The 12,311-nt window shown below is 42.2% G+C and carries 13 protein-coding genes; 2 read left to right on the top strand and 11 right to left on the bottom strand.

The window, feature by feature from the left end:
• The first annotated feature begins 89 nt into the window (after positions 1-89).
• Complete coding sequence (locus tag C6Y06_RS06510; RefSeq protein WP_034663296.1) at positions 90-323, top strand: hypothetical protein; 234 nt, start codon at positions 90-92, stop codon at positions 321-323.
• Positions 324-332: 9 nt separating this feature from the next.
• Here C6Y06_RS06510 and C6Y06_RS06505 read toward each other — a convergent pair whose 3' ends face one another.
• The 4 genes from C6Y06_RS06505 to C6Y06_RS06490 all read right to left on the bottom strand — a co-directional run bounded on the left by C6Y06_RS06505 (position 333) and on the right by C6Y06_RS06490 (position 2,982).
• Positions 333-530 (bottom strand): ComZ family protein, encoded by a 198-nt coding sequence (locus C6Y06_RS06505; protein WP_003211983.1) that lies wholly within the window; start codon positions 528-530, stop codon positions 333-335.
• Positions 531-540: 10 nt separating this feature from the next.
• On the bottom strand, positions 541-1,503 hold the full coding sequence (locus tag C6Y06_RS06500; RefSeq protein WP_034663299.1) for a BMP family ABC transporter substrate-binding protein: 963 nt from the start codon (positions 1,501-1,503) through the stop codon (positions 541-543).
• 90 nt (positions 1,504-1,593) lie between these two features.
• Positions 1,594-2,166 carry a nad binding enzyme gene (locus tag C6Y06_RS06495; RefSeq protein WP_106036691.1) on the bottom strand — a complete coding sequence of 191 codons (573 nt, stop codon included), beginning with the start codon at positions 2,164-2,166 and terminating at the stop codon, positions 1,594-1,596.
• Between the two features lie 75 nt (positions 2,167-2,241).
• Complete coding sequence (locus C6Y06_RS06490) at positions 2,242-2,982, bottom strand: alpha/beta fold hydrolase (RefSeq protein WP_106036690.1); 741 nt, start codon at positions 2,980-2,982, stop codon at positions 2,242-2,244.
• A 211-nt stretch (positions 2,983-3,193) separates the two neighbouring features.
• On the opposite strand from C6Y06_RS06490, the gene C6Y06_RS06485 reads away from it, so the two are divergent.
• Positions 3,194-3,388 carry a YjzD family protein gene (locus tag C6Y06_RS06485; protein WP_003211779.1) on the top strand — a complete coding sequence of 65 codons (195 nt, stop codon included), beginning with the start codon at positions 3,194-3,196 and terminating at the stop codon, positions 3,386-3,388.
• Positions 3,389-3,506: 118 nt separating this feature from the next.
• Here C6Y06_RS06485 and C6Y06_RS06480 read toward each other — a convergent pair whose 3' ends face one another.
• The 7 genes from C6Y06_RS06480 to argB form a co-directional block, all read right to left on the bottom strand.
• Positions 3,507-4,772, bottom strand: a complete 1,266-nt coding sequence (locus C6Y06_RS06480; protein WP_034663308.1) for an MFS transporter — start codon at positions 4,770-4,772, stop codon at positions 3,507-3,509.
• A gap of 168 nt (positions 4,773-4,940) precedes the next feature.
• On the bottom strand, positions 4,941-5,120 hold the full coding sequence (locus C6Y06_RS06475; protein ID WP_034663316.1) for a YjzC family protein: 180 nt from the start codon (positions 5,118-5,120) through the stop codon (positions 4,941-4,943).
• A gap of 102 nt (positions 5,121-5,222) precedes the next feature.
• Complete coding sequence (gene argF, locus C6Y06_RS06470; protein WP_060595992.1) at positions 5,223-6,173, bottom strand: ornithine carbamoyltransferase; 951 nt, start codon at positions 6,171-6,173, stop codon at positions 5,223-5,225.
• The gene (gene carB / locus C6Y06_RS06465) at positions 6,170-9,250 is read right to left on the bottom strand and encodes a carbamoyl-phosphate synthase (glutamine-hydrolyzing) large subunit (protein ID WP_106036689.1); all 3,081 of its coding nucleotides are present in this window, start codon (positions 9,248-9,250) and stop codon (positions 6,170-6,172) included. Before carB ends, argF begins: the two co-directional genes overlap by 4 nt.
• Complete coding sequence (locus C6Y06_RS06460; RefSeq protein ID WP_106036688.1) at positions 9,243-10,304, bottom strand: carbamoyl phosphate synthase small subunit; 1,062 nt, start codon at positions 10,302-10,304, stop codon at positions 9,243-9,245. Before C6Y06_RS06460 ends, carB begins: the two co-directional genes overlap by 8 nt.
• Positions 10,305-10,373: 69 nt before the next feature.
• Positions 10,374-11,525: an acetylornithine transaminase gene (gene argD, locus C6Y06_RS06455; protein ID WP_106031496.1), complete on the bottom strand. Its 1,152-nt coding sequence runs from the start codon at positions 11,523-11,525 to the stop codon at positions 10,374-10,376.
• Positions 11,522-12,298: an acetylglutamate kinase gene (argB, locus tag C6Y06_RS06450; RefSeq protein WP_034663330.1), complete on the bottom strand. Its 777-nt coding sequence runs from the start codon at positions 12,296-12,298 to the stop codon at positions 11,522-11,524. The genes argD and argB overlap by 4 nt, the downstream gene beginning before the upstream one ends.
• Between the last annotated feature and the right edge of the window lie 13 nt (positions 12,299-12,311).

The following is a 12,311-nucleotide window of genomic DNA, read 5'->3' as shown; positions in this document are numbered from 1 at the left end:
TTTTCTCCTTGGCAATACAAACGTCTAACCTTTCCTCTCACTTTTTTCATAGATTATTGATATACCGATAGTAGAAAGGAGCATGTGATATGGCGCAAAAAGATATTTTTTCGGCTATGATGTTTGGCCAGCCGCTTGAAAAGGAGAAAAGCAAGACAGAAGCAAAGGAGGAACGTGAGGAGACATCTCCAAGTGAAGACTCAATTGATTACATGCATGTCATGAATCAAATTGGGAACATTATGAACTCCATCGATGAACTGAAGCCTGTGTTTAAAGATGTTGGCCCTATGATTAGTGCCTTCAAGAAAAAATTATCATAAAAAAAGCCACTATTCTGTGGCTTTTTCTGATTCTGCATCTGCTTTCCCAAGCTCATATGCCTCTTGCATGACAGATGTAAACAATGATAAAAGCGGCTGAAGAGCTTCGGGCTCAAGCTGAATACCCGCTTTATCTAATTCTTCTTTTGCCTGCGGAAAATACTTCATGGCAATTTGTAAAAACTCCATCGATTTTTCGTGCTGCATCGTCGTATCCTCACTTTTCATTTGGCAGTTTGCCAGTTTTTTTGTAAGTCGCAATATCACTTTCAATATCTTTCACAAAAGCACGGTCAATGGTGGAACTAAATTTCCCCATTTCGATCACTCCTTCTTTAAAATCAAAGGAGTAGTCACCTTGTTCGTTTAGCTTGCCTTCATTAAATTTCTTCGCAATAATAGTGTACGCTTTATCCACATGCTGGACTGTGCTTGTTAAGACGGTATGACTGCCGAGGTTGGATTGATCAGTGACATATCCGATCGCTGATAAATTATCGGCTTTGATTTGTTCAATGACAGGGATATTATAACCATCGCCTGCTGGATATACAACATCTACGCCCTGCTTTTTCAATTTTTGATAGAGCTCCACGGCTTTGTCCGCATCATCCCAGTTTTCGACAAACTCGGCAAGCACTTGTACATGTTCATCTTGATATTTTGCACCTTTGATAAAGCCATCTACTTCGCTTTGCCAATCATATGTAGCAAGAATACCAATCTTTTTTGATTTTGACATATGTGCTGCTGTCATGCCTCCGAAAAAGCCCATCGCTTCACCTTTAAACGTCACATTCGCGACATTATCCGCCTGAGGCTTGTTTCCATTTACCGTGATAAATTGTGTTTTCGGATAATCTTCACTAATTAAGTTGAAAATTTCGCTGTATTCATTGCCATGGCCAATAATCAAATTGACTCCTTTTTTGTGAAATTCTTCAATGGCATCAACGATTTTCTCTTTGTCGACCATTCCTTCCTTATAATAAACATCTACACCAAATGTTGATTGAATATTTAATAAGCCTTTATAACCTTTCGTTCCCCAAACTTGATCATTAATTGTATCGGGGACGAGTAAACCCACCTTCTCAATCTGTCCTTTTAAAGGTGCCTGTGAGCAGGCAGATAATAGGAGAAGGAACGAAAAGATCATGACAAGCCGCTGATACTTCATGCCATGTTCAACTCCCTTTGCCACATGCAGGCATGAACCTGTATGTTAAATATAGGTTTATTTTATACTGAAAAAAGATAAGATGGAAGATCATTCTTGCTTTTTGTCGAAAAATGTTGAGTTTTGTCTTTTCCATTCTACCATCATTTCTTCTGCTTGTTTGTCATCCGTTTGTCTTTCTACCTTCAATTCATGTGTTTCCTGTCTTTGTTCAGTGCCCGATGCCCACTTGAACAAATCCCTTACCACATCTTCTACAAAAAATGCTTCATCACGCTTAGTTCTTTCTTTATTAAGTGCCCATGGTCCGAACATGCGAGGGAGAATAACAGCCGGCACATTCTGATTGGACGATTCGTCTTCGGGTTTTTCGTAAAGAACCCGGTACATGCCATGCTTCGCTTTCATGTCTTTGTGTCGTTTATCTGATTCCTCTGATTGAATAAAGATGAGGTCATACGTGTCTTTTCCATCCTGAAGGTCAATGACACGGAAGAGATCATTTCTGCCGAGCCACATCATTCGCTCTTCTAATAACATCTTTTGCTCTTCTGTATGATCATGAGGACATGTGATATCCACTTGAATGCCCTCTTTCATCATATATTCACACAGCGCTAGACCAAAAAATTCATCTGCCCCTATGATCAGTCCTGTTTCCATGTTCATGTCCCCTTTTTTAGCTTATCGAATAAAAAGAAGAGCCCTTTCCATGAAGGGCTGTTATCATCCTATTCATCACAATTCTCTTTCATGCGATTTATAAAACTTGTGAATGGATTGAAAGATTCTTCTCGGATGATCAAACATATGCAAGGTGAGATCGATCTGACAATGCTCTGGATTCTTCATATGCTGATCTATAAAAGGCTTTGCATGCAGTTCATATGCATACGGTGCGCCGTTTAGTCTTTGCCATATGTGAATCGGTACATGAGCAGAATGAACAGGGCAAGCAGGGAGCGGGTACGTTTCCGCTTCCTTTTCAGAGCAGCCGTAGCTTTTCGCTAATTCTTTGATCAGCTGTTTATAAAAGAATTTGTGTTCCTTTTCTCTTTCTCGTTGTGCATAGAGATGCAGACATGGATTCACGAGCGCAATGGACCTTAGCACTTCTGGCATCTCTTCAGCAAGGCTCATGGCAACGAGTGCGCCCATCCCCTCTGCCAGCACATGAATTTCCCGGTTTAATATTTCTTGTTTTAATGTGTGATGAACGAGCTGCTTTGCACTAAAAACAGCATCTTCGCATCCCCAGTGATTCCCATGAAGATGACTATTAAACAATGTATATCCTTCATCCTTTAAGGCAGTTAAAAGCTGGTTTCTTCCATAGTGCTGAATCCAGAATGATGTATTTTCCTGCACAAAGTGATTTCGGTCACCGAGGATAAGAATGCCAAAGCCATTTGGTTTTTGAGGAAGGTGAATGACGTTCCACTGGGAACCAAGCTGGAAAAACCGTTCGCTTACACCCATATGGCCAGCCTCCTTTCAGTGATTCTGCTTTCTATGATATGAACAACAACTCTTGTAGGAATAAGGAAATCCCCTAAAGAGAGAAGAATTCTTTTTATTTTTATAGCAGAAGGTCTTAAAATGGTCACATAAAGGCTAAAACAGTCTTTTCCCCTCACTCGTATCTATGGTATGATAATCAATAGATTGTTACATAAAGGACGGTGGGATTATGCATTATATTATCACCCTCATTTGGACTTTTCTGCTGACACATATGGCTGGTTACATCGTTGCCTCGATGAATGGCGCTGCTTATGACTTTACTTTGACTTCTATTCTTGCAGTGGTGTTTACGGTTATTTTATTCATCTTTGCTGAAGTAAGTCCAATGAAAGAAACGGAAAGTTCAACAAAACACTCTTAATACGTAAGACTTGATTGCTGAGGAAGAGCTAAAATGATGTTGATTTTAGCTCTTTTTCTTTTTGATTGAAAAGCGGTACGCTAAAACCCCCTGCAGCCACAGGGGGTTTTTTTATCGATTACACCTCGACGGTTTCGGACTTCTGTTTGTCTGCTGTCAAATGGCTTTTCGCAAGCCCTGTAAACAGGAAGATCGCGATACCAGATAAAATTTCAAGGACCCCACCGCCAGCAATGACAGGTCCTGCTCCAAACCTTTCTGCCAGAACACCTGATACGACAGCTGCAAGCGGGAGAAAAACATTTGATGAAGCATTGATCACGGCGTATACTTGCGGCTGATCGTCTTGGTCGACAGACGTTTGAATAATGACCATTTCCGGTACATTGATCGCACTAACGGCGGCACCGAATATAAAGGATGCAAGTAGAACGACCGGCAGCCATGTACTCATCCCTGTGATAAAGAACGCAGCTCCTTCAATCATACCAGCGACAATAAAGAACAAACCAAATCTCTTAATTTTCACTTTCGCTAGAGCAAAGCCCATCATAAACGCGCCGACTGCGGCAACACCTCTTAAAATGGAATACACCATGGAATCGCTTTGCAGTGCTTCTGCTACGTATACAGCAGATAGTGCCTGCCACGGTGCTGCGGCGACATTCATTAAAATACAATACAGCGTCAGTGCAAATAAAATGTGATGATTTTTGACGACGAGAAAACCTCTTTTTAAGTTATACAAATATGTATTCTTTGCTTGTTTAATGCCTGCTGCTTTTTCTTCATCGGTTTTCTTTAGTTTGACGCCGATAATAAACAGGCCGGATATGATGAATAAGGCAGTGGTGATGAGTAGGGTATCTGCAGGTCCGATTAATTTGACCAAGAGACCAGCCACCATGACTGCTGCAAGTGCGACAATCTCAAAAGAAGATTGCAGGATGGCATTTGCTTTTTGAATCAGATGCTTCGGAACAATCTGCGGTAAAATGGCCACAGAGGCTGGATTATATGCTGCACCTGTTGCCGATTGAATAACCATTAATGAGATCAATAACCATAAAGGCAATAGATGCGAAAAATGCAGAAGCGGAATAATGAGTACAATTGTTGCTCGAACGACGTCTGAAGCGAACATCCATTTAGACAAATGGTGCTTTTTCATAAGAGGTCCTAGTATTGGGGCTAACAAAGATGAAGGAAGAACGGTTACTGCTAGGAGAAGTCCTGTACCGAGTGCTCCATCCCCTCTCAAAATCAATAGCCAAAGGACGGATGTAAAAGCAAAACTTTCTCCTGTGTTTTTAATCAGTCTTGATATGAATAATGAGGTGAAGCGTTTATTCCAAACACTTTCACTGAGATTCGTCTTTTCCATCACACAAATCCTTTCAACAATATATTCCAATTACATATTTTACCTTAAATTTTCTTTTTTTTATACTGTTTTTTGAAAATTGGAACTTAATTGATTTTTATTATAAAGAAAAAAGAGGCATGACACATGCCTCTAAAGACTTATTCCTTCTGACTCTTAGTCAATTGCTTATGGCTTTCTTTGGTAGGTCCAAACACGATTATGGTTCGAGTTATCCGGAAAGACGTCGCCTGCTTGAAGCTTAATCTTTAAAGGATCTTTCACCATACTGCCGGTTTCACCGATCTCGATATACACACCATTATTCGGTGCTTTATTCCCTGATTTAAATTGATGCTTCTGACCCATTCCCATCCTCCTTTCTCGATGATGTTATTATGTCCCGTCACTTGCCTCTCCAATCCTTTATGCAAAAAGTCCCTGCTCCTACGAGTCAGGGACACTTTTCATTTAATTGGTTTGTTGATACATGAGCTCTTTGATTAACGCTTTTTGTACATGCAAACGGTTTTCTGCCTGCTGAAAAACTTTTGAGTGCGGCCCGTCAATAATGTCTGCTGTCACTTCTTCTCCGCGGTGTGCCGGGAGACAATGAAGGAAAATATAATCCTTTGCTGCATAACTCATTAGTTCGTCATTGACTTGATATTCTTTAAATTCAGCAAGACGTTTCTCTGTTTCTTCTTCCTGCCCCATGCTTGTAAACACATCGGAATAAATGACATCTGCATCTTGAACAGCAGCGACAGGGTCTGTCGTAACGATGACTTCTGCGCCTGATTGTTTTGCAAACTCACGTGCCGTGTCTGTTACTTCTTGGAGCGGTTCATAGCCTTCTGGTGATGCAACAGCAATGTCACAGCCTAGCTGCGCACAGCCAACCATCAAGGAGTGAGCCACGTTATTTCCGTCACCAATATAGGCTACTTTGATTCCTTTTAATGTTCCTTTTACTTCTTTGATTGTCAATAAATCAGCAAGTGCCTGACATGGATGGGAGTAGTCAGTCAGTCCATTGATGACAGGAATAGACGCGTATTGTGCTAGCTCCTCGACCTTCTCATGTTCAAAGGTCCGAATCATAATGCCATCTACATAGCCAGACAGCACTTGTGCCGTATCACTGATCGTTTCTCCTCTGCCAATTTGCAAATCATTTGAGCTGAGGAAGAGCGCATGTCCTCCTAGCTGCGTCATTCCCGCTTCAAACGATACACGGGTTCTAGTTGACGATTTTTCAAAGATCATCGCTAACGTTTTCCCTTTGAATAAATCCTGATAGGGATTTTGTTTCATTTCTTCCGCTTTTTCAATTAAATAAGCAATGTCATTGATTGAGAAATCTTTTAACGATAAAAAGTCTTTTCCGTATAATGCCGGTTGCACGTCGACTTGACTCATGCCGTCACTTCCTTTTTATATAATTCTTTGAGCGATACTGGTGATACATCTCCATTTTTCCCTTGCAGGAATGCTTGAGCTGTTTCATCTTCGGTTAGAACTTGGACGCCATGTGTGAGTGCTTTTACACGCTGCTCTTTTGCCTCTTCATCTTCCCCTAAATGGATATGAAGCGACTTATCTTCGTTTTGCAGCCAAGTTTCAAAGCTGTCCGTCCAGACGTCAAAGCCTGCATGTTTCGCTTTATCTACCAATTGTTCACTGCCTTTTATAAAGAGGCTGCCTTTCTGATGCCAGATTGACGCAAACACTTTTTTCAAGGCGCTTTCGGCGTTCTTGCCTACACACATTCCTTCTCCTGTCGCTTTCATTTCAGGTGTCAGCTTTAAGTCAATATCTTGAATGGCATGTGATGAGAAGACTGGGAATTTGACCGCTGTTCCCCCTTTGTTTTTCGTTACAGGGTTCAGTTCTTCAAGCGTCGCACCCGCTAATAATTGAGTCGCAAGCGGAATCATGTCAATGCCCATTACTTTGCTGACGACTGGAACCGTCCGGCTTGCCCGCGGATTTACCTCTAGTACAAGCGCCTGATCCCCTTTGATCACAAATTGGATATTCATAATGCCCTTAAACGCTAATTTCTTCGCTATTTGTTCGGACGCAGTATGCACCTGCTGTTTGATGTCTTCGCTGATGGAGACACTTGGTAAAATGGCAAAGCTGTCACCTGAATGGACGCCCGCTTTCTCTATATGCTCCACGATCGTTGGAATGAAGGTCGTTTTTCCGTCAGAAATCAGATCCACTTCAACTTCTTTTCCAGTGACATACTCATCAATTAAGATCGGGTACGGCAAATGATCTGGCTGATCAAGCAATGATGTCAAATGTGCTTCTGACTGGACAACGATCATCCCCATTCCGCCAATGACATACGATGGGCGAATTAACACAGGGTAACCAATGATTCTGGCATGTGCGAGTGCTTCTTCTTTTGAGTCAGCCGTATTTCCTTCTGCATGAGGAAGATTCAGTTCATCAAGAAGCTGATAGAACAAATCACGATCTTCGAGCGCATCTAGCGTGTCAAAGGATGTACCTAACAACGTGACACCGGCTTTTTCTAAGCCTTCTGCTACATTGATGGCAGTCTGTCCGCCAAATTGGACGATGACGAAATCAATTTTTTCTGCTTCGACAACGTTTAAGATGTGCTCTAATGTAATGGGTTCAAAATATAAACGATCTGCGATCTCATAATCCGTACTGACCGTCTCTGGATTGTTGTTCATCATGATGGTTTCAAAGCCAAGCTTTTGCAGGGTAAGAACGCCATGAACTGCACTATAGTCAAACTCGACTCCCTGCCCAATTCGAATCGGACCAGAGCCAATGATGAGTGCACGTTGCTTTGTTTTCTCCTGATGCTCTCCATCACTTTTGCCAAAGTATGTGGAATAGAAGTAGTTCGTTTTTGCATCAAATTCTGCCGCACATGTGTCGACAATTTTAAATGAAGCCGTAATGTCATATTCTTGACGAAGCTGTCTAATGGCCTCTTCACTGTGGCCTGTAAGAAGAGCAATCGTTTCATCAAGGAAGCCCTTTTCCTTTACCTTTTTCAAGGTGTCTTTTGAGAGCGTTCCCTCATGGTTCTTCAATTCCTGTTCGAGAATGATCATATTCTTGAACACATGTAAGAAGAATAGATCAATTTTCGTCGCTTGATGAATCGTTTCGACCGTTTCTTGTCTTGAAAGAAGCTCCATGACAGCGAAGAAACGTCGATCGTCTGGTGTTTTGATCAGTTCAAATAGTTGTTCAGTCGATTGGTCTTTCAATTCTGGCAGATGGAAGCCCTTTGTTTTGATTTCAAGGGAGGCGACGGCTTTTTGAATGGCTGACTCTAAATTACGGTCAATCGCCATGACTTCGCCAGTCGCCTTCATTTTTGTTCCTAATTGACGATCTGCCTGTTTAAATTTATCAAACGGCCAGCGTGGGAATTTCACGACGACATAATCGAGTGCCGGCTCGAAACTAGCATAAGTTGTGCCTGTGAGCGGGTTTTTGAGTTCGTCTAGTGTGTAGCCTACCGCAAGCTTTGCCGCCATTTTAGCAATTGGATAGCCTGTTGCTTTTGAGGCAAGAGCAGATGAACGGCTGACCCGTGGATTCACCTCAATGACAAAGTATTCTTTACTGAGTGGATCAAGGGCGAATTGGATGTTGCATCCGCCGACTACATCCAGTGCTGAAATGATTTTCAGGCTCGCTGAACGAAGCATTTGATAATCCTGGTCTGTTAATGTTTGGGAAGGTGCAACGACAATCGAGTCTCCTGTATGCACACCAACTGGATCGATATTTTCCATATTACAAACCGTAATACACGTATTTTGACGGTCTCTCATGACCTCATATTCGACTTCTTTAAAGCCAGCGATGCTTTTTTCAACTAAACACTGATGAATCGGGCTCGCTAAAAGGGCTCCTTCAATGAGCGGTTTAAACGCTTCTTCTGTTAAAGCAATTCCGCCGCCCTTTCCGCCAAGTGTGTATGCTGGTCTTAGGATGACTGGGAAGCCTACTTCTTTTGCAAATTGAAGGGCATCTTTCGCATTATCCACAATTTCACTATCTGGCACAGGTTCGTTCAACTGCTTCATGAGAGCACGGAATTTCTCTCGATCTTCACCGTTTTCAATTGTTTCAACTGACGTTCCGAGCAGGGTTACCCCATGCTTCTTCAGCACACCGGCTTTTTCTAGCTCGACAGCAAGGTTTAAAGCGGTCTGTCCGCCAAGGTTGGCTAAAAGACCATCTGGTTTTTCCTTTTCGATGATTCTTGTCACTGAATCAACTGAAAGCGGTTCAAAATAGATTTCATCAGCAAATGATTCGTCTGTCATAATGGTTGCTGGGTTGTTATTCACTAAAATGACTTTGTAGCCCTCTTCTTTTAAGGCCATACATCCTTGTGTTCCTGAGTAATCAAATTCTGCTGCCTGACCAATGATGATTGGACCAGACCCGATGACTAGAATGGTTTGTATGCTTTGATCTTTAGGCATGTGCAACTTCTCTCCTTGCTTGTTTCACTTTCTCAATAAAATCATCGAATACCCATTCACTTTCAGCAGGACCTGGGTGTGCTTCTGGATGAAATTGAACTGACATAATTAGCTTCTCTTTATGAATGAAACCTTCTACAGATCCATCATTGACATGAAGGAATTTCACGTCCACTTCTTTGTCATTCATGCTTTTTTCATTCACCACATAGCTGTGATTCTGACTTGTCATGAAAACACGTTTGGATTCTGTATCTTGTACAGGGTGATTCGCCCCGCGGTGGCCAAATGGAAGCTTATACGTATCCCCGCCAAGTGCGAGAGCGATTAATTGATGACCTAAGCAGATTCCAAGTGTCGGGAAGGTCATCATGAGGTCATGAATGATTTTTAAATATGGCTTCATTGTTTTGGGATCACCAGGTCCATTTGACAGCAGAATCGCATCTGGCTTGATCTCAAACACCTTTTCCAGCTGTTTGTACGGAATGACGGTTACTTTACAGCCGCGCGCTTCAAGCGAATCTGCAATTGATTTTTTAAAGCCAAAATCAATGAGCGCTACATGTTCCTCGCCGCTGCCTTGTGTGTAGATCTCGTCCTCTGTCACCTGTGCGACCACATTGTCTTGTTTCATGACCGGCGGTGTTTCGTTTTCGTCTACACTGATCACAGCGTTCATCGTCCCATTAGCCCGGATGTTTTGCACGACTGCACGTGTATCTGTATGCGTCAGAAGCGGAATGTTCCACTTCTGTAAATAATCTTTTAAGCTAACCGCTGCAAGATGATGAGAGAAATGATCAGCTGCTTCATACACAACGACAGCTTTCACTTGTGGTTTTTTGCTCTCAAAGTCTTCATGATTAATACCGTAATTTCCGATGAGTGGATATGTGAAAACAATGATTTGTCCCTTATAAGAAGGATCTGTGAGCACCTCTTGGTAACCTGTCATCCCTGTAAAGAAAACCACTTCACCTGTCATGCCAGCTTCTCCTGTCAGATCTCCTTCAAAAGAGGCTCCATCTTCTAAATTTAAATAACCTTTCATGTTTGTGTCACCCCAAATTGAATAATTAGTAATATAAATGCATTTTTATGCGTTTTGGTGTAAAAAAATTTATACCGTCACTGCTTCATTTGCTAAAACCTGAGTAATCGCTTCTATTGCATGATCTATTTCTGCTTTTTCTACATTCAGCGGAGGTAATAACCGAATCACATTTGGACCAGCTGGAAGTACCAGCAACCCTTGTTCTCTAAGAGCTGTGATATAATCACCGACTGGCTGATGACATTCAATCCCTGCCATCAATCCTTTTCCGCGTACTTCTTTTACAATATTCAGTTGTTTCAGATCTTGCAGCTTTTCTAACAGATAAGCGCCTTTTTCTTTGACTTCTGAAAGAAACTCTTCTTTGAAAATGACATCGAGTGTTGCATTCACTGCGGCCATGGCAAGCATGTTGCCACCAAAGGTTGTTCCGTGTGAACCTGGTGAGAATGCATCTCCTAAAGCCTTTTTCCCTATGACCGCACCGACTGGGAAGCCGTTTCCTAAGCCTTTAGCAGAAGAGATAATATCAGGATCAAGTCCCGTTTGTTCGTATGCAAACGCTGTTCCTGTACGTCCAATACCCGTTTGAATTTCGTCTACGATCAGCAGTGCTTCATGCTTTTGGCAAAACGCTTGAACGGCTTCTAGAAATTCTGCTGTCGCTGGATTTACTCCACCTTCTCCTTGCACAACCTCAAGCATCACCGCTGCCACATCATCGACTTCACACGTGGCAATAGCGTCTGGGTCATTAAACGGTACATAATGAAAGCCTTCCAGCATAGGGCCAAAGCCAGTTTTAATTTTATCTTGACCTGTAGCAGCCATACCAGCATACGTGCGCCCATGAAAAGAGTGCAAAAATGTCACGATATTTGTTTTCCCTGTTGCTTTACGCGCTAATTTGATCGCACCTTCATTTGCCTCAGCTCCGCTATTGCAGAAAAACACGAGGTCTCCTGAACTGTTTGCCGCAAGCTTTTCTGCTGCTTTTTCCTGCAGTCCATTTTCAAATAGATTCGATACATGCCAGACGTGATCAAGCTGCTTCTTGATGGCTTGATTGACCTTTGGGTGATTGTGGCCTAGATTTGTAACCGCAATGCCTTGTATAAAGTCTAAGTATTTTTTTCCATTTGTATCGACTGCCCAAGAACCTGCTGCCTCTTTAATTTCAACATTCCACCGTCCATACGTTTGAAAGAGATGACTCACAGGACCGCCTCCTTTTGTTTCACAATTCTTGTTCCTTTAAAGGTTTCCCCTGTAAAGATACTGCCTTTGCCATTCACGATCATGACTTCATCCACATCTCCTGATAAAGCACTCAAAGCGGATTGCACTTTTGGAATCATTCCCCCGGAAATAATGCCTTCATCAATGAGTGAAAGGGCTTCTTGTTCGGTGACGACATCTAATAATTCACCATTTTTTAAAATGCCTTCCACATCTGTGACAAACATGAGCTTATCAGCTTTCATGGCTCCTGCGACAGCTGATGCTGCTAAATCAGCGTTTACGTTTAACGTTTGGCATTCTTCTGTCATAGACAGCGGTGCAATCACAGGAATAAATTGTTTTTCCATTAATGCTTCTGCCATCTCTGGATGGACTTCTTTGATTTCACCAACGTATCCGTACACGTCTTGATCGAGGAAATCCGCGACAAGCATCTGCCCATCTTTCCCAGACACGCCGACAGATGAGATATCATGCTTTGCGAGCTCTGACACAAAGTATTTATTGACCGTTCCCGAGAGGACCATTTCGGCTACCTCTAACACAGGCTTCGTTGTTTTGCGCTGCCCGTCAACAAATTCTGTTTTCACTTCTAATTTTTGCAGCATGCTAGTGATTTCAGGACCTCCACCATGGACGATAGCCAGCTTAAATCCAGCAGCTTGAAGTGAGCGGACATTTTCATAAAAGGTATCTGAAAGTTCTCGAATGACACTGCCTCCACACTTAAATACGATCGTTTTATCCATGTCTATCTCCTTC

This window comes from Bacillus sp. MZGC1 (assembly GCF_002998605.1).
GTDB lineage: Bacteria > Bacillota > Bacilli > Bacillales > Bacillaceae > Bacillus.
Note: the sequence above shows the minus strand (reverse complement) of the source record. Positions and strands in the feature narration are given on the sequence as shown.